Source organism: Fibrobacter sp., from assembly GCF_045601785.1.
In the GTDB taxonomy this organism is placed as follows: domain Bacteria; phylum Fibrobacterota; class Fibrobacteria; order Fibrobacterales; family Fibrobacteraceae; genus Fibrobacter.
On record NZ_JAZSAF010000048.1, the window covers coordinates 34,790 to 58,050 of the forward strand.

Below are 23,261 nucleotides of genomic sequence, written 5' to 3' on the forward strand. Positions count from 1 at the left end.
GGTTCCGAAGGCCGCCGACGCTGCTCCTGCCGCACCGGCCGCCGTCGAAAAGGTTGTTGCCCCTGCAGCGCCTGCTGCTGAAGCAACCGCTCCGGCCGTTGCCGATAGCGCCGCTGCAACTGTTGCCGACACTGCCGCTGCAGTCGCCGTTGACTCTGCCGCCGCTGCTAAGGTTGAAGTCGCCGCTCCCGCTGAAGCGGCCGCTCCCGCTGCAGACAAGGCTGCTGAGCCCGCCGAAGCGCCGAAAGCTGCTGCCCCGGCTGCCGCCGATAGCGTCGCTAAGTAACCTCGATTAGCCCCTGCAAGAAACCTTTGCAAAAGTCGCCCTATGCGGGGCGACTTTTTTGTATAACGCTAACCACCCGCTGTGCGGGTGGCTTTTTCTTGCTTTTTGGGGCTATTTCTTGCTGAATTACTTTGTATGTAGTCGTTTTTTGGGGGTGCTTACGGACTAAGTGCCGTTGGGGGCGCTTTTAGTCCGTAAAAAACGGCGAAAAACAGAGAAAAAACTCCAAAATGCGGCCGATTTCGTCGCAAACAACCCCAAAATTGCGTTTTTGAGTCATTTTTTTCATGAAAATGACAAAAAATTACGGACTAAAAGGCGTGAAATGGGGTTTTAGTCTGTCACGCCCTCTTCAAACCTGCGCCACCCGCCTTATATCATATAGCCCCCTTGTAACAATTCCGTAATTTTCTAAATTTATATGCAATAGTTTATTTGTGGTCCGCGCGATGTCGCGGCGGACTCATAACCTAAAGTTCTAATTGTCAGTGGGGACAAAAAATGAACATTGCAATCGTAGGTACCGGATACGTTGGACTTGTGAGTGGAACATGCTTTGCCGAGATGGGCGTGAACGTCACCTGCGTTGATGTGAACCTGGCAAAGATCGAGTCGCTCCAGAAGGGCGAAATCCCCATTTACGAACCGGGCCTCGACGAGATGGTGCTCAGGAACCAGCGCGAAGGCCGCCTGAAGTTCACGACGGACCTTGCAAGCATCCTTGACGATGTCGAAATGGTGTTCAGCGCCGTGGGTACGCCCCCGGACGAAGACGGTTCCGCCGACCTGCAGTATGTGCTTGCTGTGGCACGCACCTTCGGTCAGAACATCAAGAAGTACACCGTTCTCGTGACCAAGTCTACCGTCCCGGTCGGCACCGCCAAGAAGGTCAAGGCGGCCATTCAGGAAGAGCTCGACAAGCGCGGCGTGAAGGTCCCGTTCGACGTGGCGAGCAACCCGGAATTTTTGAAAGAAGGTTCCGCTATCACGGACTTCATGAAGCCCGACCGCGTGGTGGTGGGCGTGGAAAGCGAACAAGCGAAGGAACTCATGACCCGCCTGTACCGCCCGATGATGCTCAACAACTTCCGTGTGATTTTCACCGATATTCCGAGCGCCGAGATGATCAAGTACGCCGCGAATTCTATGCTCGCGACCCGCATCAGTTTTATGAACGACATCGCGAACCTTTGCGAACTCGTGGGCGCCGACGTGAATATGGTCCGCAAGGGCATCGGCAGCGACACCCGCATCGGTTCCAAGTTCCTTTACCCGGGCTGCGGCTACGGTGGAAGCTGCTTCCCCAAGGACGTAAAGGCCCTCATCAAGACCGCCGAGAAGAACGGCTACAAGATGGGCGTGCTGAAGGCTGTCGAAGACGTGAACGAATACCAGAAGACAGTGCTCTTCCACAAGCTCGCCAAGCGCTTTGGCGGCGAGGCGAATCTCAAAGGCAAGACCATTGCCATGTGGGGTCTCGCTTTCAAGCCGGAAACCGACGACATGCGTGAAGCGACCGCCCTTGTGCTGATTGACCTCTTGACCAAGGCAGGTGCAATCGTCCGCGTGTACGACCCGGTCGCCATGAACGAGTGTAAACGTCGTATGGCGGCGCGCCCCGATGCGGATGTAATCGCGAAGCAGCTCGTTTACTGCAACGACATGTACGAAGCCCTGCTCGATGCCGACGCACTCCTCCTTGTGACCGAATGGAAGCAGTTCCGCATGCCGAGTTTCGGCGTGATGAAGAAGTCCATGAAGAATGCGCTCATTATCGACGGCCGCAACATTTACGACGCGAAGGAACTCGCCGAAGCCGGATTCGAATATAGTGCCATCGGGTGCTAGCCCTGCAGCCTGAATTCACTTGTCATCCCCGCCTTCGTGCGGGGATGGTGATTTTTGTTTAAAACATAAAAGTAAAAACGAATATGATGAATAACAATAAAAAAACTAGACACTTCGCCTGGGCGGCAATGCTTCTCCTCGTGGTGATGCTCACCTCGATCACCGCATGGGCGCAAAATACTAATCCATTTGTAGCACTTGCGAGCGAACCCACATACAGTACCAAGGGTACCAGCGTAACCCTACGCATTTGGTTTTGGAACTACGACGGCGACAACGCCCATTTCACCAGCCAAACCTACCTCACCATCGACGACACGACAATCGCATCCGTCAATCTTGCCCGTATGTGGAATCTCTTTACCACTGTTGACGAGAAAATGTTCGCGAATACCACCAACAACACTTACGCCAATCAAACCTTTGGCACAGCCTCCATCACCAACGACACAACCGACTTGGGTTCTGCCACGCTCAAAAACCTTCAAATAAAACAGAAAACAGCCCCCGGCGGCACTAACGGCGACGGCGCAAATGAAAAGTGGAGTACCATTGACCTTGTGCTCGAATTCAACACCAACTTTTCATTCGGCTCCCACACAATCGGCATCACAGGCGAATGGTTGGACAAGACAGACAACGATAATAATAAAGACGTTACTAAAAAACCTACTACAACACTCACCGGCATATACTCAGTCTCTGTGTCAGAGGGGTTCAGTCTCAGCCCCGAACCCGCCAAAACATTAAATAACATCAATTACTATGCCAATGACACTAAAATAACCGTCTCTTATAACAATTCCATCCCCGAAGGCTACGCCATATCTGGAACAGTCAACGGCTCTTCCATCACAGGCAACACTTACACCGTAAACTCTACCGACGGCGATGTTGAAATCATTGCTGCCATCCGCAGCGACGGACATAAGCATAGCGTCAAATACGTGGATGCTCAAGGCTTAGAACACACCGCCGAAGCCATCGCCCTCGACGGCACGGAAACTGGGCTCACCGCTGGCTGGTACTTTGTGGGCAGGGACATTTTTTACGACCATACTCTCTCGCTTTCGGACGATGTAAAACTCATTCTCGGTGACGGGAAAAAGATGAACATGGGAACTGCTGACGTTAAGATTAACGGCAATGGGATAGGTGGCGATGACGACGGCAATCTTTCCGTTTACGGGCAGAGTCTTGACGAAAAAAATGTGGGACAACTTAGTATTTTTGCAAGCGAAAACGGCATCTACTGCATAGGCGACATCACGATAAACGGTGGCAGCGTCGAGGCCCTCGGTGACGAAGCTGGCATCTACAGCGAGCGTGGAAATATCTCCCTTGGCTGGACGAACAGCACCGACTTCATCAAGGCCCGCAGTATCCATCTCGGTATTGATTCAAACTCTGTCACCATTGTCGAGGGCAAAGCATTCACGGACGAAGACGGCAACGTGTATAGCGGCACGCTCTCCGGTGATGATCTCGAATCTATCAAAAACAAAACGCTTACGCCGGTCGAGCCTTTCCCCGACAATATTGTTATCGCCGATATTTCCGGCGCAACCTACACCGGGGATTCGATTCGCCCGGAACCTGTTGTGACCATCGGCGAAAATGTGCTTGAACTGGGCAAGGACTACACGCTTGCTTATAAAGACAACTTGAACGTCTCCGATACGGCTAAAGTAATTGTCAAGGGGGCTGGAAAATACTACGGCGAAGTCCAAAAGTTATTTACAATCGATAAGGCTCCGCTCAAGGTTACTGCCTTGAACGATACGATCACCTATGGCGACGAACCTGCTAACCAGGGTGTTGCCTATGACGGATTTGTAGGAAATGAAACCAGCGAAGTCTTGAAGGGCGAACTTGCTCTTGAAATAGGTTACAAACAGTACGATGATGCCGGTAAATACGCCATTACGCCGAGTGGCTTGATAGCCGACAACTACGAAATTGATTTTGTCGCAGGAACGTTGACTATTGAACCGAAAGTAATCTTTATTGTTTGGGGCGAACAAACTATGTTCCCCTACGATGGCAAGGCTCATGCTCCGAATGCGGCTGCAGAAGGTCTCGTGAACAATGACGAATGCAACCTCGTTATAGACTCTGCTACGGAAGTCGGCGAGTACACCGCAAAAGTAACGGGTTTGAGCAATAAGAATTACAAGTTGCCTGCAACGGGGCTTAAAAAAGAATTCAAGATTGTTGCAGAATCTGCTGTTGCTTACATTGACGAGAACGGTGTTGAACAGGCTGTTATGGATTACACCGTGCTTACCTCCTCAACCGACGTGGGCAGCCTCAATGGCGGCTGGTACGTGGTTGAGGGCGAGGTGAAATACACGAGCCAAGTCAATTTTGAGGGTAACGCTCATCTTATCCTTGTGGATGGTGCGACGATAGAGATTGAAACTGCAGGCGAATCAGAATATGGAATCCTTGCTTCTAATAACCTGACCATCTACGGGCAGAGCAAACAAAGCGGAATTTTGAATGTCACCGCAAAAGGTCCGAATAGTCAAGGCATTGTCAGCAACGGCAATATCACGATAATCGGCGGCAGGGTCACGGTCACAGGCTCAAGCGACGGCATCTACACTGATGCTGGCGACATCACCCTTGGCTGGACTAACAGCACCGACTTCATCACGGCCAGCAACATCTATCTCGGTGCTGATTCATGCTCTGCCACCATCGTCGAGGGTAAATCCTTCGTAGATGAAAACGGCAACGAGTATAGCGGTAAGCTTTCCAGCAATCAAGTCCGAGCCATCGCCGGCAAGACGCTTGTGCCGCCATCGTTTGAAGGAAAATTCCTCTCCGACGTGAACATCGCCGTCGTCGACATTCCCGTGCAGAAGTATGCTGACGGCAAGCCCGTCTGCCCCTCTGTGCTCGTCACCGACGGCAAGGACACGCTCAAGGCCGACACGGATTACATGGTCACATGCGTGAACAACACCGCTGTCACCTCCGCCACGCTTGACGAAGCCGCCGTCGCGCAAATCATCGGCAAGGGCAACTACGCAGGCGTAATCCAGAAACGCTTCTTCATCTGGAACAACATCCACGACTACGCCGCCGTGCAAGTGTTCCAAGATGCTGATGGAAAAACTCACGCCGAAATCGACGGAGCTTACGACGGAGCGGATGCAGTCGCAATCGACGAAGATGTTGAGGATGTCGCCGTCAGGTTCAACCGTAAGTTTACGCCCAACAGCGGCTTTTCGACTATCATGTTGCCGTTCGACATCAAAGCGGAGAATCTGACCGGCGTGAGGTCTGTCATTGAATTCGCGGGCGTTGCTGATAACGACGGCAAGAACGCTGTGGAGATGAGGTACGTCTGGTGCAACGCGGAACAGGGTGAACAAGAGATGAATAAAGGCAATGATAATTGCAACGAGTTATCAGGCGAACTCAAGGCCTACACGCCGTACATGGTCGAGATGGAAGAGACTACATTCGGAATCAACGGCAACGTAACGCTCAAGCCGAATTTTGGTGAAAGCGTGGGTGATGCTCGCGTGGACGACTGGGTGTTCCGCGGCGCTCTTGGGAAAAAGGAATGGTCGGGCAACGAAAATATTATCAAAAATGGCAGGATTTGGGGCTTTGCAGGTGTAGCCCGCAAAGATATTACCATCGGTCAGTTCTTGCGGTTTGGCCGCAACACATCTGTGAAACCGTTCCGTGCGTACTTGGTCGATTGCACGGGAGTTCCAGATGGTTATGATTGCGAGGAATATTTCGAGAATCAGCCGGAACGCTCCTTTGCCTCCAGATATCGTTTTGCGGACGGGCTTGCTTCGTCAAATTCTGTTGAGAATAGTTTGTCTGCAAAAATGCCGGCGGTTGCCGCAAGCGAGATCGCCTCGCTCGATGGCATGGAAGTTATCATTGTCAATGGCGACAAGGATCGCGTTGACGAACGACCGACCGTTATTGGCCGCATGAACCCCGCTACTGGAGAAATCCACATGCTGCCGCGTACCAAGCAAACTTACGACCTCAAGGGCCGCAGTGTAGGCAATGACAAAAGAGCGAAAGGCTCGTACTACAGGAAGTAGGTGTTCCCCCTTGAGAACATCAAAAACAATCTATAGAACAAAAACTATGGGTCTTTAAAAATGAATAACGATTTAGAACAGAAAAAAGAGTATTCCGCCCCGAAAATGGAAATTGTTCAGCTGCGGCAAGAATCTATGCTGTTGGCAGATAGTGACGGCTGTAACAACGGAACATTGTTTTGTGATGGTGAGGCAAATTAGTAGATGCAGCCGGCGCTGTTCTTGCGCGCGTGCATGAAGTCGATGTAGCCGAAGACGAACGCCTCGGTGATGTCGCGGCATTCCGCCGTGGGCCTGTACATCTGCAGCTTGCGCAGGTGGGAGAGGTATGTGTCGTAGGTGTATTTCGACAGCGTGCTTGCCTTGGATTCCACAATCGCACGCGTCTCGGCGTAAAAGTCGCTCATTGGTTGCCCCTTATGGCTTACATGCGTTCAAAAGCCATCGTTTAGATTATCTCTGTACAAATGTATACTATTTTTGTGTAGTTGTCAATAGGTTCCTTAGTTTTTGACTTTTTTACGTCTTGTATTCCGCGATAGACTCCATCAACTTATCGAAGTCGCTTTTGTAATTCGCGTCGCGGATTATCCTGAATTTGTCGTATTCGCCTTCCGCGAAGGCCTTGGCAATTTCGTGTGTGACTTTGCCCTTGTCCTCGAGAATGTCGCGCTCGTTGAATTGGAGAAATGCGTTTAGCTTTTCCACCCAGTCCTTCATGTACATGACCTGGCCGCGTTTCGCCTGCAGTTCGGCGAAGTCCAGATACATGGTGACAATCCTGTTCAGGGTGTCAATTTCTTCTTGCGACAGGTAGTTCTTGGCGATGGAAACGTCTGGCTTGCGTATGTCGCCGTTGGGGGCGTTTCTCCATGTCGTGAGCCCCATGTTCACCTTTTTGCTGTCTGCACGTGAGTATATGATTTCTGCTGCGGTCTGGTGCGTTACAGCATAATGCATCTTGTTCTGCACTGTTGCGAAGAAATCCTGCGTAATTTGGCTGTCAGGGCTGTAGTCTGCGCTGCATCGGGCGTAGATGTCCGTGATTTTTTGGTAAAAACGGCGCTCGCTAGCCCGGATTTCGCGGATGCGTTCTAGCTGCTCCTCGAAGTAGTCCTTGCCAAAGAAGTTCTGCGGATCCTTCAGGCGCTCGTCGTTCATGGCGAAGCCCTTGATTATGTATTCCTTCAGGACTTGCGTCGCCCAGATGCGGAACATGGTCGCCTTTTTGGAGTTGATGCGGTAGCCTACTGCGATGATAGCATCGAGATTGTAGATGTTGACGAACTTTGTTTGTTCCTTGCCAACCATCGCTCCATGGGGAGTGGTTGTTTCCATTTTGGAAACTACCACTTTTTCGTTCAATTCGCCATCGGCAAAGATATTCTTCAGGTGCTTTGAAATGGCCGCCTTCTGCACGTCGAACAGTTCGGCCATCTTGGCCTGGGTGAGCCAAAGGTTCTCGTTTTGTAACAGGATTTCGACCTTGACTTCTGCATTATCGGTTTTGTATAGTAAAATCTCTTTCATACTACACAAATGTATACTATTTTCACTTTTTTGTCAATAGGTTCCATAGTTTTTCCCCATAATTTGGGTGGTCGAGCGGTAGATGCAGCCGGCGCTGTTCTTGCGCGCGTGCATGAAGTCGATGTAGCCGAAGACGAACGCCTCGGTGATGTCGCGGCATTCCGCCGTGGGCCTGTACAAATGTCATCTAGAATCTCAGATTTGAATTGAACAATCCCAAAGTCCTAAATCGTTTTCAGTAACTGCAATAGGTTCTTGTCTGAGGATTTGGTTCTCCTCGTCCCGAACTCGACAAAGTGGTTTTGCACGCAGTAGAAATCCAGGAGTTTTTTCTTGTTTTCGCATTCCAAGACGCAAAGAACTCCACCGACCCCGTGCTGCATAAGCAGAATTTGGTCCATTGCGAGAGACAAAAGTTCGTTCCCGGTAATTGAGTCGTTCAGCCCAGCCTGGAAATGAGACCGGACAGGTCTTCTTCCAAGGGTGCGTTACCCAGATATTCTCTGATGTTTAAGACGAAGTAAGTTCTAGAATCCATTTTTTTTTCGGAGCAGTGAAAGCTTTCTTAAACCGGATATACCGCTAAGAACTTCTGCCTTGACACGACTCCTGGAAGCAGGATTCTTTAACGAGCGCTCAACAGCGTTAACGAAGGACTTGACTTGCTTGGTCCCTGCCACTGTGAAACTGTTTTTTATGCTCGATGTAGCCATTGATGTTGTCCTCTAGCGAAATATACATTTATCAAATTCAAAAATCAAGTCTGCGCGTATCTTCATGTGTCGTTGTGAAATAATGCTCACTTGTGCACTAAAATAGATTTTCGAGTACGATTTGTCTTTCATTCGTTAGTTTTTCTCTACCTTTTTCTCGATGCTTTTAATCGAGTCAAGGAAAGCTTTTTCTACCGAGGAAAGGGTCTTCTGTTGATACTTGCGATATTCGCCTGTAGCCTTGTCGACTGCTTGCTCGTGGGAAATGGAGCCGTTGCCTTGTAGAAGTTTTCGCGGTAACCGACAGAAATAATGACGTCAAGGTTGTAGAAATTCACCTCGTGAGACTGCGTTTTGCCCTCAATCGCCCCATGCGGAGTGGTTATTCGGAATTTCCGAACAACCTCTTTTTCGTCTAGTTCTCCCTCTTTGAATACATTCTTTATATGCTCGTTTATGGTCGATTTAGACTTGCTAAACAGCACGGACATCTGGTCCTGCGTGAGCCAGGCGGTCTCGTCCTCAAAACGGACCTCAACGTTGATTATTTCGTCGTCTGTCCTGAATATGACAATTTCGTTTTCCATTTCGTTTTTCATGGCGATGTAGAACTTTGGTGTTGAAGCCCCCAGTAATGTTTAAGATTTTAAACACAAGCCCTTTATGATGGTCAAAATCGCCATTCTAAGCCACGGACTTATCCACAACACGAAAGTCATACTTTCCCAATTTCCAATAAAGAAGCCCTGGAACGGTTGTTTCAGGGCGATGAGGAAAGCTGCCTTAGGCGATCTCTATGTCAAGTTTTCCTTCCGTGTATCGCTTGACAACGGAATTGTTTCCGGATGCCTTAATTCGTGGATTAGCAAATCCATTTGAGTGCAGGGGTTTTGCTCGCTCGGTTTGGCGGTGCCCTTGAACATTGCTTTCAAGGCGGATGCTCTCCTGATGGCTTCTGCCTCACTGCCCAAACTTGTGACCAGTTCGTAGATTTTGTCGTTACCCTTGGAAAGGTCGAAAAGGGCTTCTGGGGCATTCTTGTGCAGTGCGTTCCGGATGGCCTGTTCCAATTCCTCGAACAGTACCTTGCGCCCGGTGGGTACGGAGACATCCTTGAAATGCAATAATAGCCAGAGTTCAAAACATTTATTGGACCATGCACAATTGATGTTCTTGCTTTCGGCAAGTTTGATTGCGTCGTCAAAATCGTCGAATTCGTCCTTGTCGAAAACAGCCCAGACTCGGTCGTATTCCTGGTTGCAGTTGTCTATTTGGCGAATGACTTTGTTGACAAGTGCCTTCGTGGCCTTGCCTTTGCCTTCGATGGAAATTTCACGTTAACCCCTCAAGTACGGAATTGCGCCGTATTTCCCGTTGATGTAGTCCTTTTCGTATACCCTGTCGTTTCGGATTTTGTCTCCGTTCTGTTCCTTGATTTCGCTTAGCGGATAGATGTCGGTGGATTCGTCTTCGCGGTTCTTTTCGGCAAACCAGATCTGGTCCCTGCGGAATATCTTGTTGCTGAGCAGGTTCGTGTCGTGCGTGGCGAATATCAACTGTGCGTTGTACGGGTTTGTTTCAGGGGAGTTGAATGTGTCGATGATTTTCTTGGTAAGCAGGGGGTGCAACTTGGCATCGAGTTCATCGATGACTATGATTCCGCCGTTTAAGAGGGTGTCCGCAATCGGACCGGACATATTGATGATTTTCTTTGTTCCCTCGGATTCCATTTCGTCGTTGGAGAAGAATGCTTCGGTAAATGAGCCGTCTTTGCGGAGTACTTTGTGTCCAGTTTTAGGCTTGCTTTCGGAGCCCAAGGGACCTTTTTTGTCGTCCTCCGTATTGGCTTTCCTGATACTCGTAAACCCCAAATCCATTTTATTGATAAAGGTTTGGGCCAATTGGGATTTCGGGTCATCGGCGAACAGGTAATCGTAGGAATATTTTTGAAAATCAGAGTCGTATGCGCCAGACATTACTCGTAAATCTTCGAACCATTTCATGACGGCTAAGGACGTTTTCCCGTTGAGTTGTGCCACCAGGGACAGGAAGAGGCGGTTTTCTGCAGTGGCCTCTTCCTTGTCTTTCCCTTCGGGAAAATCCTTGGAAACGCCGATACCTTCGCTGTTCCTGATGAAAAGGTTTTTCTCTCGGTCGTTGTTTACCGTATACAGCCATTCGCCGGTTATGGATGTTTCCGTGTATTCGAATCCGTATCTGTAGGTGGTCCCGTTTGTTGAGAAAACGATATCGAATAGGGTGGGCTTTTGGGGATGCTCTTCGTCAAGTTTGAACGTATCCGTTTTCAGTTTTTCAGTAGGGTTGGTTTTTACGGACGAAAGCAAGACATCTTTCATCATTCGCAAAGCCGAAAGCAGGTTGCTTTTGCCGCTGGAGTTTGCACCGTAAACGGCCGCGACCGGCAGCAATTTGGAACCTTCGCTCTCGCGAACGAAATCCTTGTGCTCCTGGATGGATGCGGCCTTCATGGAGAAGGTCTTGTTTTCCTTGAATGAACGGAAATTCCCGACGGTGAACGATAAAAGCATGGTCTTTGCCTGTTGTAATGTTGCTTTTGAGAGATTTTCTCAAAAATTATATAATTTATGATAAAATTGCAATACGTTTTGTTGAAAAATGAGAAAAAATAGAGAAAATTTCGCACGCTGCTGGCTGTTCAACGTTTTTGCCCCACCCTGCCGGATGTCTAGAATTCTGCTGCTTTGCGTTTTTTAGGCTTCCATGCCCGAAGCCGCGTCACCCCGCCGGGACGTTTATCTTGAACTTCTCCATCTCGCGGTCGATGACCTTGTTGGAGTAGTTCGCGTAAATGAGTGTCGTCTGTATGTTGGCCTGCACCAAGCCCGGGTTTCTATTTCCCGTGGTTGTAGACGTCACCGAATTCATGTTCAATGAATATCACGTTGAATACATTTCCGATTCTGTGTCCTAAAAATGCGTGGTTGTCGCCGGTGGCGCGCATAACAATTAGGCTTTCTATTCCGGAAGGAACTAGATTTTGGGCGGCTTTTGTTAAGGAATCCACCTTCATGGGCTCTATTCCGGCAATGCCGTGTTTGCCGGTGGAATAGGCTGCAGCCCATGTTTGGGTCGAAATCTTGGATAATCGTTCAAGGTAGCGAATGAAAAAAACGCCGTCATTCGATGCCGTGTCGTAACTATACCTTTTCAGCCCCTTGAACGAGAAGACTATTTCGTCGTTTTGGGTGTTGCTGATGGCGCTAGGTGTAGGGGTTAATTTCTTTAATTTAGCCATCAAGTTGACGCAGGAAGAAGGTTCTCATTGATTCGTTCGAGATGACGGTGCCTCTGTCGTGAGGAACTGCGTTTATCCATGGAGACTCGCCGTGGGTCAGGTCCATTAACCCTATGGCAGAGTAGGATTTGTAACGCTCGTAAACCTGGAACAGCAGGTCTTCTTCCTGTGGGGTTAGCTGAATAAGTTGCGGATCGTCTTCTAGAACGATTCCGTTGCTTCCGAATTTCTTGTAGTAGTCATAAACGGACGGGACTACGGGCCCGTACATCCAAGCCTCGATGTCGTCCGAGAATAATGGGCTGTTGAACAAGGCCAAGTGAAAGCCCTGTTCGTAGTATAGCAACTTTTGGAGCTTCAGGTTAGAAAGAAACTCGCCGCCGTTCGCGGTGTCAAGTTCGGCGAACTTGATTAGCCTGTTTGCTATTTGCAGTGCTCTGGGCATATCGTAAACCTTTACCATAAATATAACTAATTGCCGCCTATGGGGCAATATTAAACGATTACTACACAAATGTACACTATTTTTGCGTGGCGGTTTCAGAGAGCTTCTTGATTTCCTTGTCAAAGTCCGAAAGGTAATCTCTGTCTTGCACCAGCTTGAACTTGTCGTATTCGGCAAAAGCCTTCTGCTTCGCGTCTTCTGCCGAGACCGTTCCCGCGTTTTGCAGAATGTCGAAATTGTACACGGATAGGAACTTTTCTAGTTGCTGCTGCCAATCAGCCATGTTCATCACGATATGGTTTTCTGCCTGGGTTTCTGCAAAATCCAGGAATGCCGTTGAAAGACGATTGAGCTTCAAGATTTCTTTTTCTGAAAGGTAGTTCTTGGCGACAATTGTGTCGGATCTTTGTACACGGCCGTCGGGAGCCTTTTTCCATGTGGTCAGCCCCATATGCGGTTGCTCGGCATCTGCCCGTGAATAAATGATTTCGGCTGCGGTCTGGTGCGTGACTGCCCAGTGCATCATGTTCTGCACGATTTTGAAGAATAGCAGTGTCGCTTCCGATTTTGGGTCGTAGTCGGCGCTGCATTCCGCATAGATATCCGTAATCTTCTGGTAATACCTGCGTTCTGAGGCACGGATTTCGCGGATACGTTCCAGCAAGTCGTCGAAGTAGTCCTTGCCGAAATGCGTCCCCTGCTTGAGCCGCTCGTCGTCAAGGACAAAACCCTTGACAATCATCTCCTTGAGCACCGTTGTCGCCCAGATGCGGAACTGCGTGGCCTGATAACTGTTCACGCGGTAGCCCACGGCGATAATGGCGTCGAGGTTGTAAACGTTGGTATCGTACACCTTTCCATCGGCGGCAGTTATCCCAATTTTTCGGAGAACTGATTTCTCGGCAAGTTCCCCGCTTTGGAATATTTCGCCTAAATGGTAACTGATCGTCCGCACGTCCACCCCGTACAACTCGGCCATCCGCTTTTGCGGCATCCAGAATGTGTCGCTGTTGAAAATTACCTCGATGCGGGATTCTCCCTGGCTTGTCTTATACAACAAAATGCTCGAAATTTCGCTATTTTGTACGGTTTCGACGGCAGAATCGTTTTGCGAGAAATATCTTAGCGCCATCTGCACCTGGGGCTTTTTTCGGTCTGCGTTTTCGGCAACCAGTAGGCAAGCCTCGCGCGAAAGATGGCAGTTTTCGACCTTGCGGAAGGAGCCCGATCCGAGCCGGACCATTTCAACCGTCTGGTTAAAATGGTTTGCCTCACCTAGACCTTTGGCGCTTGCGGTCTCTTGTGCTTTTTTGAGGATCCTTTCGAATTTCTGGTACGTGCTGTATCCCATAGCCGTACAGAGGTCCCTGGCGCTCCAGAACGCGCTGCCATTGTCGGCGACCTGCTTGATCCGTTCGAAATCGGATACCAATGGCTGTATTTCGTCATTCACTTTCATACCTACACAAATGTATACTAATTTTGTGGCTCTGTCAAGTTATTCCGTATTTTTTTACAAGGCTGCGAGGTCATTGCGTTCCGACTGCGTTCTGGCTGCGGTTTCGGACGGGCTGACGGATTGGCCTAGCAGAGCCATTTTTGCGCGGCTGTCAATGTTTTTTTTGAATTTTTCAAATTTTTTTCCAAAAGGTCCCGTTTCCCCAGCCATACATCATGTATCCCCCTTGTAACAATTCCGTAATTTTCTAAATTTATACACAATTACGCAATTTGTGGTAACGGATATCACGGATTGCCGTGCATTGAACGGACGAGACCCTCGCGATGACGTTGACTAGTGACTTTTTGTTTGCCGGACCGCACCCCGCAGTTCCCCGTAAACAGGGGAAGGGGCGTCTTGAAGCTGCGAAAAACGGGGGTCTTGATGGCGCGATAAACGGCGGGCATCCCGTGACGGCGATAAATTGTGTCGTTTTTTTGGCTTAAGGGCCTCGATTCCTCAAAATTTTATTATCAACAGGGATTAAATAATGAATATTGCAATCGTCGGAACTGGTTATGTTGGCCTTGTCAGTGGAACTTGCTTTGCCGAGATGGGTGTCAACGTCACTTGCGTCGATGTGAACCAAGCGAAGATTGAATCGCTCCAGAAGGGCGAAATTCCTATTTACGAACCCGGCCTCGACGAGATGGTTCTCCGCAACCAGCGCGAAGGCCGCCTGAAGTTTACGACCGACCTAGCAAGCATCCTTGATGATGTCGAAATGGTCTTTAGCGCCGTGGGCACCCCCCCGGACGAAGACGGTTCCGCCGACTTGCAGTACGTGCTCGCAGTGGCCCGTACGTTCGGCCAGAACATTAAGAAATACACCGTCCTTGTGACGAAATCCACTGTCCCGGTCGGCACCGCCAAGAAGGTCAAGGCGACAATTCAGGAAGAACTCGACAAGCGCGGTGTCAAGATTCCGTTCGATGTCGCAAGCAATCCAGAATTTCTCAAGGAAGGCTCCGCCATCACGGACTTCATGAAGCCCGACCGCGTCGTTGTCGGTGTCGAAAGCGAACAGGCTAAGGAACTCATGACTCGCCTCTACCGCCCGATGATGCTCAACAACTTCCGCGTGATTTTCACCGACATCCCGAGCGCCGAAATGATCAAGTACGCCGCAAACTCTATGCTCGCCACCCGTATCAGTTTCATGAACGACATCGCGAACCTCTGCGAACTCGTCGGTGCCGACGTGAACATGGTCCGCAAGGGCATCGGCAGCGACACCCGTATCGGCTCGAAGTTCCTTTACCCGGGCTGCGGCTACGGCGGAAGCTGTTTCCCCAAGGATGTGAAGGCCCTCATCAAGACGGCAGAGAAGAACGGCTACAAGATGGGCGTGCTGAAGGCTGTCGAAGACGTGAACGAATACCAGAAGACTGTGCTCTTCCACAAACTCGCGAAGCGCTTTGGCGGCGAAGCAAGCCTGAAGGACAAAACCGTTGCCATGTGGGGACTTGCCTTCAAGCCCGAGACCGACGACATGCGCGAAGCCACTGCCCTCGTGCTCATCGACCTCTTGACTAAGGCAGGCGCCGTCGTGCGCGTGTACGACCCGGTCGCCATGAACGAGTGCAAGCGCAGAATGGCCGTGCGCCCCGATGCCGAGGCAATCGCCAAGCAGATCGTTTACTGCAACGACATGTACGAAGCCCTGCTCGATGCCGACGCCCTTTTGCTCGTGACCGAATGGAAGCAGTTCCGCATGCCGAGTTTCGGCGTGATGAAAAAGTCAATGAAGAACGCTCTCATCATCGATGGCCGCAACATTTACGACGCAAAGGAACTTGCCGAAGCTGGATTCGAGTATAGTGCGATTGGGTGCTAAAAATACAGATTAAAATTGTCTAATTGCGTTTCAAAACATGAATGATAAAATATCTCTAAATAGCAAACGAGTGGTAAAAAACACTCTGATGCTTTATTTTAGAATGTTTTTTATTATGGGTATTGGGCTTTATACGAGCCGAGTAATACTTCAAACATTAGGTGTTGTTGATTTTGGTATCTATAATGCTGTTGGCGGTTTTGTTGCGTTGTTTGCTATCGTGAGTAAATCTTTGTCTGGAGCGGCTAGCAGATTTCTGAATTATGAAATGGGTAGGGGGAATGCTGAAGCGCTAAAGAAAGTTTTTTCGACAACGGTAACGATTCAGCTGATATTATGCTTGATTATTGTTGTGTTGGCTGAAACTGTTGGGTTATGGTTTTTGAATAATAAGTTGGTCATTCCTGTCGAACGTATTGTTGCTGCTAAATACTGTTTTCAACTATCGCTTATTACGTTCTGTATGCATCTAGTATCTGTTCCATATAATGCGGCTATCATAGCGCATGAAAACATGAAGACGTTTGCTTTTGTTTCTATAGTAGAAGGTGTTGCGAAATTAGTTATTGCATTCTTGATAGCGGGATCGCCGATAGATAAATTGATTTATTATGCAATTCTTCTGTGTGCACTACAGGTTGTCATACAGCTGATGTATGTGCTTTTCTGTAAAAGAAATTATCAGGAATGTACATATCACTTTGTACATGACAAGGTCTTGTTTAAACAACTTTTTAGTTATGCTGGTTGGGGCTTTATCGGCTCAACTTCTGGAGTGCTACGAAATCAAGGTATAAATGTTCTTCTAAATATGTTTTTTGGCCCGGCAATAAACGCCGCAAGGGCCGTGTCAAATCAGGTGTTGCATGCTGTAGATGGATTTGTGCAAAATTTTATGACGGCAGTAAAGCCGCAAATGACCCAATTGTATGCAGCAGAAAAATATGATGATATGATAAAGATTATGCTGCTGAGCATGAGGTATTCATACTACTTGTTTCTTTTGATCTCCCTGCCAATTATAATGAATGCCGCATCGCTGCTTAATCTATGGTTGAAAAATGTGCCAGATTATAGCGTACTATTTGTCCAATTGACTCTTATTTTTACAATGATTACGACAATTTCTCACCCATTGTCTATAGCACAGGCTGCTACGGGAAAAATCAGAGATTATCAAATTGTCATTGGCGGACTACAATTGCTTAACCTGCCAATCAGTTATGTGTGCTTAAAAATGGGATTTTCTGCAGAAAGTGTTCTGTTTGTCGCGATTGGTATAGCTTTTGTTGTGGTGTGGGTGAGCTTGTATATGATAAAGAAATTGGTCCCGATTAATCCGAAAGAATTCTGTAAAGCGATATTTAAGCTTTTGTTCGTGACGATAATCGTGTTCTCGTTGTCAATTGCTATTGCGTTCGTTCTTCCTTCAACAACTATTTTCTCAATGATTCAAATTGTCTTGGAATTTGTTATTGCGCTTGTTGTTGTTGCGTTTATAGGTTGCTCTTCAAATGAACGGCTTTCGGTAAAAAAGATGTTCTTAAAGAAGATTATGGGGGCGAAAAAATGAAAAAAATAGCTATTGTCACATGGATAGGCTCCCTTAATTATGGAACATCTTTGCAGTCTTTCGCTCTGCAATATGCTCTTGAGAATAAAGGTTACCGCACAAATCTTTTGGATTTGGTTTATTCGAAGAAAAATGCAAAGCAAAAGAAAGGACTGCTGTTTCCTTTACGAATCGTTAAAAGATGGCTTATTGATAAAATGTCCAATGACAAACCGTCAAAAATGAGACGGTTCCATAAAGATTGTCAAAAAATTGTAAGTCCATCTAATGCAATAGAACTCAATAGAATTGTAAATGAAACGGATGTTTTTATTTCCGGGAGTGATCAAATTTGGAATGTGGTTCACCGTTTTGACAAGAATATGTTTCTTTCTTTTGCTCAGAATAAAAAGAGGATTTCGTATTCGTCAAGCATCGGAATAAATAGCATTCCAATAGAGTATCAAGATGAAGTAAAAAACTTGCTCTCTGCCTACAGCCATATTTCTGTCAGAGAACAAAAAGCAGTTGATGTTTTAAGGGAATTGACTAAACGAAATGATATTGTCCAGGTCGTCGATCCGACTTTCTTGCTGACTAAAGATGAATGGTCGCATTTATGTAAAGATAGTAGGACTCCATCATCAATAAAATATCTCCTATGTTATTTCATTGGCGAAAATGATTTTTATAGCAAACAGGTGGACGATATCCGGAAAAAGATGCAATTCGATTCCGTTATCGTGGTGGTTCATCGGTTGCCTCTGAAAGTTCATATTGATGGTGCTACTATAATAGATAACGCCGGGCCGCTTGATTTTGTAAATCTTATTCAGCATGCCACATGCGTATGTACGGATTCATTCCATGCTACAGCCATCGCTTTAAACAGTTCTATTGATTTTATTGAGTTTCTTCGCTTTTCAAATGAAGATAAAAATTCACAGAACTCTCGAATATTTGACTTGCTGAATCATTATGGTTTGCAATCTAGGCTATATTCGTCTGACCATGATGAATGGGCGGGTAAAATTGATTATATAAGTGTTCAGAATGTGCTTGAAGCCGATCGTGAAAAATCGTGGGATTATCTTATTAACGCAATAGAACGGTAAAACATGAATAATATATGCGATTACAATAAATGTACCGGATGCTTTGCGTGCGTTAGTGCTTGCCCTGCTGGATGTATAAAAATGGTCGAGGATGAGTATTGCGAAACCCATCCCGTTGTTGATGATTCTAAGTGTTTGCATTGTAATCTGTGCAAGAAAGTGTGCCCGAACAACAATACGCTCGATTTTGCTCGACCCATTAAATGCTATGCTTCATGGCTTACGGATTATGAACGACGAGAAAAATGCGCTTCTGGTGGAATAGCCTCAATTCTTGCTGAATATGTTATAGACAATGGCGGAATTGTATTTGGTACGGCATATGATGAAAATTTCGTTCCGCGTTTTAGGTTTATTGAGAAAAAAGAGGATATAGACCTATTCAAGGGCTCGAAATATGTGCAAAGCATTGTTGGTGAAGATACGTTTGGCAAAGTCAAAGACTTCTTGTCAAAAGAACGATTGGTTCTTTTTGTTGGAACGCCCTGCCAGGTTGCTGGCCTAAAGCAATTTTTGAAAAAAGATTATTCGAATCTTATTACTGCTGATTTGATATGCCATGGCTGTTGCCCGACAAAGTACTTTGAAGACGAAATTGACCATATAAAAAAGAAAAAACATATCGAATCTTTGTCTGAAATTCGATTTAGGGATAATCAGGGCCATAATTATTGTTTAACCTTATGGCAAACTGATGATAAGACAAAGGAACTGAAATGCGTCTACAATAAGCCAAGGTATGAACAGCCGTATTTTGCAGGATTTGTGCTGGGAGTATCAATGAGGGAGAACTGCTATACCTGCAATTATGCTCGGCCAGAAAGAATTGGTGACATTACAATTGGTGATTTTTTACGGCTTGGACGGAATGTGCCTTTCGAATATCAGGTAAAGCAGGCTTCAGTTGTTTTGATAAATAACGAAAAGGCGGAGACTTTCTATTCTAAAGTGTCGGCTTCATTCGATCCGATACTAATGAATGTTGAAAGGGAATACGAGGAAAGGTTGCAATATCGCCCTTCCTTGATGGAACCTTTTGCGAAGCATCCATTGCATGAATCGTTCAAACGAAAACTCAAGAAGAAAGGCTTTGTGAAAGCGATTAGATCGGTATTGAGAATGTTTTTGTTAAAATCTTTTGAAAAAAGAAAAAAGAAAGAAGTAAAACAATTCCTGAAAATTATCTTAGGTAGGCATGTCTAATAAAATTCTTATTCTTTATCCTCAAACGAATAAACATTTGGGATTATGGAATGATCTTCTAAGTGATGATCGTGCGATGTTGATGTGTGCGGGAAAGAAAAAATTAGATGGTTTCCTGTTGTTCCTTTTTAGAATCTATTTCAAATTTCACAGGCGATTAAAATGCTTGCCTTTGCATCGTTGCTGGTTCGAATATAGTGAGTTGTATAAAAAAGTAAAAATGGTCGATCATTTGGTTGTTGTTGATGGGGCTCTGAATACGGTTGAATTGTATGAATTGCGTAGATGTCGTCAAATAAATCCTAATTTGAAAGTCTCGCTTTATTTCATAAATTCAATGGATGCTAATTCACCAATAATGATAAAAGTTCGTCCCAAGATAAAAAAATTTAATTGGGATAATATATATACTTTTGACAAGCATGATGCTGAAAAGTATGGATATGCTTATGCTGGATTTATGTATTATTCAAAGCATGAGCTTGCAAACCAACCGAATCCTAAATACGATGTGCATTTTGTTGGTGGTGTGAAGGGCGGCCGCGAAGAATTGATTAATGCTACTTATTCCTTTTTAGAAGAAAATGGAATAGACTGTGATTTCAACTTGATGATAGTTGGAGGCCAACCATGTAAAAGGAAAATAGATGGGATTTCCTATTTCTCCGGTGGATGGTTGCCGTATGAACACGTGTTGAGTAAGGTTAATGATTCGAGATGTATCCTCGAGATATGCCAGCAGGGACAAAACGGGGCCACATTGAGATATTTCGAAGCCGTTTGCTATAATAAAAAGCTGTTGACTAACAATCCGAATGTAAAGAACTTCCCGTTCTATAATCCGCAGTTTGTTAAGGTGTTTGATTCTCCCTCCGAGATAGACGTAAACTGGCTGAAGGAAGATGTTGCTGTGAATTACGGGTATCAAGACGAATTCTCTCCTAGACATCTCGTAGATTTTATTCTAGGTTAATGCGTGTATGAAAAAATATAAATTAGGCTACACTCAGGGAACATATGATATGTTCCATATAGGTCACCTGAACCTTCTCCGCAACGCGAAGGCGCTGTGTGATAAGCTTGTTGTCGGTGTGAATTCGGATGCTCTTGTGCAACAGTACAAGAATAAGACTCCAGTTATAAACGAAACGAACCGAGCGGAGATTGTCAAGGAACTTCGCTGTGTGGATGATATCATTGTTTGCGATACATTGAAAAAAACGGCCATATGGGAACAGATTCATTTTGATGCTATATTTATAGGCGATGATTGGAAAGGAAATGACCGGTGGGCGCAAACGGAAAGAGATTTGGCACCATTGGGTGCAGAAGTGGTGTATTTGAAGCATACCGATGGTGTCAGTTCGACCCTTTTAAGAACGAAAGAGAATGATAAAGTTGAAGAAAATTAGGACGATGACGACGATGAAAAATCTTCGACAAAAGTATAGTTTGCCAAAGATTGGAATGAATCTAATTTTTAAAAGTTTGAAAAGATTTCTTTTTGCTTTATTTAAAATACTGGTTCCTTTGACGAAAAGGAATGGTAAACAAGTTCTGGTTTTCTATAGTACGCCAGATTATTCTGATAACAGCAGAGCATTGTCCGATTATCTTGTTAAAAGTGGTTATTTGGGCTGTTGTGAAATTTATTGGTGTGTCTCGAATCCGAAAATCTTTAAAAAGAAGTATCCGGAATCAGACGTGAAATTTGTCTCAAGCGTGAATGACTTTAATGATTTTACATTGAAAACATACTGGGTATTTGCAAAAACTGATTATTTTTTTGGTACACATGGGTTCCCTATTGTTGATCAGTTGATGACTCCGAAACAAAAGAAAATATTATTATGGCATGGTTGTAGTTTTAAGGATGCGTCCCCTAATGCAAAATTGGATTTTTTTGATGCTGCTTTGGTTGCGGGCCCTATTTTTATAAAGACTAAGGCGAAATATTGGAAAACTTCAGAGAAAAAGCTGATTGCGAAAGGATATCCGCGCTATGATTGGCTGTTGAAAAAAAGTCCTGAAGTCGAAAGTTTTTTTTCCCGGTTTAAAGATGGTTTTGACAAGGTTGTTATTTGGATGCCGACTTTTAGAAATGACAAGAATGGAAAATATAATGAATGTGGGAGTATTTTGCAATTCCCTTTGATAAAATGTGTTGATGATTGGCTAAATGTGGATGAATTATGTGGCGAACATAATATTCTGTTGCTTGTTAAATTGCATGTTTTTCAAAAAGATTATGGCATTGATTTTTCTAGATTGAAGAATATTAAACGGATAGATAATGATTTTTTTGTGAGCAATGATGTGCAAATGTATGAGTTTCTTGCTTTGACAGACGCATTGCTGACGGATTATTCTTCAGTGGGTGTTGATTACTTGGTTGTGGATAAACCCATCGGCTTTACTTTAGATGATTTTGAAATGTACAGAACAAAGAGAGGATTTGTATTTGATGATCCTAGATGCTATATGCCAGGGCATCATTTGTATGAAATGAGAGATCTTAAAGCTTTTTTGTGTGATGTGGCTCATTCAAATGATCCATATAAGGAATCTCGGAAAAAGATGAGAAATGTTGCAGTCTTTGAAAGTGATTGTTATTCAAAAGAAATTGCTGATGCAATAGGGTTGCTTCGGTGAAATAAAATGAATTTGTGAAAGAATAGTTAGTATGGATCATGCTTCGCTAACATATCTGGTTTTTTTCTCAATATTATTCGTTTTTTTTGCGTTTCCTGTGTTTAGCAAATATAGACGGGATATTTCGGGAAATGTATTTGCTGTTCCGAAAAGGCCGCTGCTCCTAGATTGGAGCGTGATGTTACCTTGCATTATATACGCTTTTTTAGTGGGGTTTAGATATGATTATGGATATGATTGGATGCAGTATTTTTACACATTTAATTATATTCAAGAAGGTCGCCTTTTTCGAGAAACAACTGAAATTGGATATCTTTTTATAAATCGGTTGATTGGATTGGCTGGGGGGGATTTTTACACTCTACTTATTATAGAGAGTTTTTTTTGGGTGTTTTCGCTATGTTTTTTGTTGAGGTCGAATAGGAGGGCGATTCACATAGTACTCCCTCTTTTTATTGCTTCCACGTGGTTTCGTGTACTGAATCTTTCTCGACAGCATTTTGCGATGTCTTTATTTTTTATTGCGGTGGCTTTTCTTTTTGAGGGAAAAAAGAAAAAATATTTGATTCTGGCGCTCATTGCAGCATCGATTCATACGAGTGTATTAATTTTTATCATCCCGTTCTTTTTCTTGGACAGAATAAAAAAAATACCGTCGTTAAAAAAAATTCTTTTGTGTTATCTAGGCGCGGTCACTCTAAAGAATGTGATGATAAATGTTTTGCTGTCTATGGGGACTTTTTTTACAATGTATGTTATTACAAATAAAGGATATACGGCAGATTCCTTGCTAGCGGATACTTTTCAATGGCAAGTATCGTTGTCGAAAATGTTGAGTGGTTATTTTTTGGATGTGGTGACTATTTTGGGAGTAGCCTTCTTGTTGAAACATTCTGCACTATATGATGAAACCGGAAAAAAAACGGCCGAATATTATATTTACATATTAGGTATTGTTGGCGCTTTGCTACGACCGATTGGAGAGTGCCATGAAATTTTTTCTAGAACATTTATGTATTTTACGTATTTTGAATACATTTGTTTTGGCTTATGGATTTTTTATCTACTAAAACATTTTAGATCGGATACGATGCCTTATTGGCTTAAGGCTGTCAGTATCTTGGCTTTGATGTATAGATTGTATAGTGCTTTTTTTTCGTTGAAATCCCAGATTTTGGCCGGAGTTTTTATAGAGTACATTTTTTAATCAAATTTATAAAAGT

The 23,261-nt window shown here is 45.4% G+C and carries 22 protein-coding genes; 11 read left to right on the forward strand and 11 right to left on the reverse strand.

Annotated features, from left to right (window positions below; translation table 11 throughout):
- Positions 1 to 787: 787 nt before the first annotated feature.
- The 3 genes from ACKI61_RS07255 to ACKI61_RS07265 all read left to right on the forward strand — a co-directional run bounded on the left by ACKI61_RS07255 (position 788) and on the right by ACKI61_RS07265 (position 6,414).
- A complete protein-coding gene (locus ACKI61_RS07255) occupies positions 788 to 2,134 on the forward strand; it encodes a UDP-glucose dehydrogenase family protein (RefSeq protein ID WP_407457080.1) in 1,347 nt (448 codons plus the stop codon).
- An 83-nt stretch (positions 2,135 to 2,217) separates the two neighbouring features.
- Positions 2,218 to 6,213: an MBG domain-containing protein gene (locus tag ACKI61_RS07260; RefSeq protein WP_407457081.1), complete on the forward strand. Its 3,996-nt coding sequence runs from the start codon at positions 2,218 to 2,220 to the stop codon at positions 6,211 to 6,213.
- A 60-nt stretch (positions 6,214 to 6,273) separates the two neighbouring features.
- On the forward strand, positions 6,274 to 6,414 hold the full coding sequence (locus ACKI61_RS07265) for a hypothetical protein (RefSeq protein WP_298767818.1): 141 nt from the start codon (positions 6,274 to 6,276) through the stop codon (positions 6,412 to 6,414).
- Here the strand turns inward: ACKI61_RS07265 and ACKI61_RS07270 are convergent.
- The 11 genes from ACKI61_RS07270 to ACKI61_RS07320 form a co-directional block, all read right to left on the reverse strand.
- Positions 6,411 to 6,620: a phage integrase SAM-like domain-containing protein gene (locus ACKI61_RS07270; RefSeq protein WP_407457082.1), complete on the reverse strand. Its 210-nt coding sequence runs from the start codon at positions 6,618 to 6,620 to the stop codon at positions 6,411 to 6,413. The genes ACKI61_RS07265 and ACKI61_RS07270 overlap by 4 nt on opposite strands.
- Before the next feature lie 112 nt (positions 6,621 to 6,732).
- Positions 6,733 to 7,743, reverse strand: coding sequence for a virulence RhuM family protein (locus ACKI61_RS07275; RefSeq protein ID WP_407457083.1), 1,011 nt, complete (start codon positions 7,741 to 7,743; stop codon positions 6,733 to 6,735).
- A gap of 33 nt (positions 7,744 to 7,776) precedes the next feature.
- Entirely contained in the window at positions 7,777 to 7,923 is a 147-nt protein-coding gene (locus ACKI61_RS07280; RefSeq protein ID WP_407457084.1) for a hypothetical protein, read from the reverse strand.
- 724 nt (positions 7,924 to 8,647) lie between these two features.
- Positions 8,648 to 9,055 carry a cell filamentation protein Fic gene (locus ACKI61_RS07285; protein WP_407457085.1) on the reverse strand — a complete coding sequence of 136 codons (408 nt, stop codon included), beginning with the start codon at positions 9,053 to 9,055 and terminating at the stop codon, positions 8,648 to 8,650.
- 195 nt (positions 9,056 to 9,250) lie between these two features.
- Positions 9,251 to 9,787, reverse strand: a complete 537-nt coding sequence (locus tag ACKI61_RS07290; RefSeq protein WP_407457122.1) for an RloB family protein — start codon at positions 9,785 to 9,787, stop codon at positions 9,251 to 9,253.
- Positions 9,788 to 9,793: 6 nt separating this feature from the next.
- Positions 9,794 to 11,005: an AAA family ATPase gene (locus ACKI61_RS07295; RefSeq protein WP_407457086.1), complete on the reverse strand. Its 1,212-nt coding sequence runs from the start codon at positions 11,003 to 11,005 to the stop codon at positions 9,794 to 9,796.
- Between the two features lie 208 nt (positions 11,006 to 11,213).
- Positions 11,214 to 11,363 carry a hypothetical protein gene (locus ACKI61_RS07300; RefSeq protein WP_173366987.1) on the reverse strand — a complete coding sequence of 50 codons (150 nt, stop codon included), beginning with the start codon at positions 11,361 to 11,363 and terminating at the stop codon, positions 11,214 to 11,216.
- Positions 11,329 to 11,733, reverse strand: coding sequence for a hypothetical protein (locus tag ACKI61_RS07305; RefSeq protein WP_290741036.1), 405 nt, complete (start codon positions 11,731 to 11,733; stop codon positions 11,329 to 11,331). Before ACKI61_RS07305 ends, ACKI61_RS07300 begins: the two co-directional genes overlap by 35 nt.
- Positions 11,726 to 12,196 carry a Panacea domain-containing protein gene (locus ACKI61_RS07310; RefSeq protein ID WP_407457087.1) on the reverse strand — a complete coding sequence of 157 codons (471 nt, stop codon included), beginning with the start codon at positions 12,194 to 12,196 and terminating at the stop codon, positions 11,726 to 11,728. The genes ACKI61_RS07305 and ACKI61_RS07310 overlap by 8 nt, the downstream gene beginning before the upstream one ends.
- A 58-nt stretch (positions 12,197 to 12,254) precedes the next feature.
- On the reverse strand, positions 12,255 to 13,637 hold the full coding sequence (rhuM, locus tag ACKI61_RS07315) for a RhuM family protein (RefSeq protein WP_407457088.1): 1,383 nt from the start codon (positions 13,635 to 13,637) through the stop codon (positions 12,255 to 12,257).
- Positions 13,638 to 13,691: 54 nt separating this feature from the next.
- The gene (locus ACKI61_RS07320) at positions 13,692 to 13,847 is read right to left on the reverse strand and encodes a hypothetical protein (RefSeq protein ID WP_407457089.1); all 156 of its coding nucleotides are present in this window, start codon (positions 13,845 to 13,847) and stop codon (positions 13,692 to 13,694) included.
- 322 nt (positions 13,848 to 14,169) lie between these two features.
- Here ACKI61_RS07320 and ACKI61_RS07325 point away from each other — a divergent pair, with 322 nt between their 5' ends.
- The 8 genes from ACKI61_RS07325 (at position 14,170) to ACKI61_RS07360 (ending at position 23,245) form a co-directional block, all read left to right on the forward strand.
- On the forward strand, positions 14,170 to 15,516 hold the full coding sequence (locus ACKI61_RS07325; protein WP_407457090.1) for a UDP-glucose dehydrogenase family protein: 1,347 nt from the start codon (positions 14,170 to 14,172) through the stop codon (positions 15,514 to 15,516).
- A 115-nt stretch (positions 15,517 to 15,631) separates the two neighbouring features.
- Positions 15,632 to 17,089: a lipopolysaccharide biosynthesis protein gene (locus ACKI61_RS07330; protein ID WP_407457091.1), complete on the forward strand. Its 1,458-nt coding sequence runs from the start codon at positions 15,632 to 15,634 to the stop codon at positions 17,087 to 17,089.
- Positions 17,086 to 18,183 (forward strand): polysaccharide pyruvyl transferase family protein, encoded by a 1,098-nt coding sequence (locus ACKI61_RS07335; protein WP_407457092.1) that lies wholly within the window; start codon positions 17,086 to 17,088, stop codon positions 18,181 to 18,183. The genes ACKI61_RS07330 and ACKI61_RS07335 overlap by 4 nt, the downstream gene beginning before the upstream one ends.
- Positions 18,184 to 18,186: 3 nt before the next feature.
- Positions 18,187 to 19,386 carry a Coenzyme F420 hydrogenase/dehydrogenase, beta subunit C-terminal domain gene (locus tag ACKI61_RS07340; RefSeq protein WP_407457093.1) on the forward strand — a complete coding sequence of 400 codons (1,200 nt, stop codon included), beginning with the start codon at positions 18,187 to 18,189 and terminating at the stop codon, positions 19,384 to 19,386.
- Positions 19,379 to 20,359 (forward strand): hypothetical protein, encoded by a 981-nt coding sequence (locus tag ACKI61_RS07345; RefSeq protein WP_407457094.1) that lies wholly within the window; start codon positions 19,379 to 19,381, stop codon positions 20,357 to 20,359. Before ACKI61_RS07340 ends, ACKI61_RS07345 begins: the two co-directional genes overlap by 8 nt.
- 7 nt (positions 20,360 to 20,366) lie before the next feature.
- Complete coding sequence (locus ACKI61_RS07350; RefSeq protein WP_407457095.1) at positions 20,367 to 20,798, forward strand: adenylyltransferase/cytidyltransferase family protein; 432 nt, start codon at positions 20,367 to 20,369, stop codon at positions 20,796 to 20,798.
- A gap of 4 nt (positions 20,799 to 20,802) precedes the next feature.
- Positions 20,803 to 22,038: a CDP-glycerol glycerophosphotransferase family protein gene (locus ACKI61_RS07355; protein WP_407457096.1), complete on the forward strand. Its 1,236-nt coding sequence runs from the start codon at positions 20,803 to 20,805 to the stop codon at positions 22,036 to 22,038.
- A gap of 31 nt (positions 22,039 to 22,069) precedes the next feature.
- Positions 22,070 to 23,245 carry an EpsG family protein gene (locus ACKI61_RS07360; protein WP_407457097.1) on the forward strand — a complete coding sequence of 392 codons (1,176 nt, stop codon included), beginning with the start codon at positions 22,070 to 22,072 and terminating at the stop codon, positions 23,243 to 23,245.
- Positions 23,246 to 23,261 lie beyond the last annotated feature (16 nt).

Excerpts from the sequence above, each read along its gene's own strand:
- ACKI61_RS07355 (WP_407457096.1), top strand. The coding sequence starts at position 20,803 with ATGACGACGATGAAAAATCTTCGACAAAAGTATAGTTTGCCAAAGATT.
- ACKI61_RS07270 (WP_407457082.1), bottom strand. The coding sequence starts at position 6,620 with ATGAGCGACTTTTACGCCGAGACGCGTGCGATTGTGGAATCCAAGGCA.
- ACKI61_RS07340 (WP_407457093.1), top strand. The coding sequence starts at position 18,187 with ATGAATAATATATGCGATTACAATAAATGTACCGGATGCTTTGCGTGC.
- ACKI61_RS07345 (WP_407457094.1), top strand. The coding sequence starts at position 19,379 with ATGTCTAATAAAATTCTTATTCTTTATCCTCAAACGAATAAACATTTG.
- ACKI61_RS07275 (WP_407457083.1), bottom strand. The coding sequence starts at position 7,743 with ATGAAAGAGATTTTACTATACAAAACCGATAATGCAGAAGTCAAGGTC.
- ACKI61_RS07335 (WP_407457092.1), top strand. The coding sequence starts at position 17,086 with ATGAAAAAAATAGCTATTGTCACATGGATAGGCTCCCTTAATTATGGA.
- ACKI61_RS07320 (WP_407457089.1), bottom strand. The coding sequence starts at position 13,847 with ATGGCTGGGGAAACGGGACCTTTTGGAAAAAAATTTGAAAAATTCAAA.
- ACKI61_RS07260 (WP_407457081.1), top strand. The coding sequence starts at position 2,218 with ATGATGAATAACAATAAAAAAACTAGACACTTCGCCTGGGCGGCAATG.
- rhuM (WP_407457088.1), bottom strand. The coding sequence starts at position 13,637 with ATGAAAGTGAATGACGAAATACAGCCATTGGTATCCGATTTCGAACGG.
- ACKI61_RS07325 (WP_407457090.1), top strand. The coding sequence starts at position 14,170 with ATGAATATTGCAATCGTCGGAACTGGTTATGTTGGCCTTGTCAGTGGA.
- ACKI61_RS07305 (WP_290741036.1), bottom strand. The coding sequence starts at position 11,733 with ATGGCTAAATTAAAGAAATTAACCCCTACACCTAGCGCCATCAGCAAC.
- ACKI61_RS07285 (WP_407457085.1), bottom strand. The coding sequence starts at position 9,055 with ATGAAAAACGAAATGGAAAACGAAATTGTCATATTCAGGACAGACGAC.
- ACKI61_RS07360 (WP_407457097.1), top strand. The coding sequence starts at position 22,070 with ATGGATCATGCTTCGCTAACATATCTGGTTTTTTTCTCAATATTATTC.
- ACKI61_RS07330 (WP_407457091.1), top strand. The coding sequence starts at position 15,632 with ATGGGTATTGGGCTTTATACGAGCCGAGTAATACTTCAAACATTAGGT.
- ACKI61_RS07350 (WP_407457095.1), top strand. The coding sequence starts at position 20,367 with ATGAAAAAATATAAATTAGGCTACACTCAGGGAACATATGATATGTTC.
- ACKI61_RS07265 (WP_298767818.1), top strand. The coding sequence starts at position 6,274 with ATGAATAACGATTTAGAACAGAAAAAAGAGTATTCCGCCCCGAAAATG.
- ACKI61_RS07295 (WP_407457086.1), bottom strand. The coding sequence starts at position 11,005 with ATGCTTTTATCGTTCACCGTCGGGAATTTCCGTTCATTCAAGGAAAAC.
- ACKI61_RS07300 (WP_173366987.1), bottom strand. The coding sequence starts at position 11,363 with ATGAATTCGGTGACGTCTACAACCACGGGAAATAGAAACCCGGGCTTG.
- ACKI61_RS07310 (WP_407457087.1), bottom strand. The coding sequence starts at position 12,196 with ATGGTAAAGGTTTACGATATGCCCAGAGCACTGCAAATAGCAAACAGG.
- ACKI61_RS07255 (WP_407457080.1), top strand. The coding sequence starts at position 788 with ATGAACATTGCAATCGTAGGTACCGGATACGTTGGACTTGTGAGTGGA.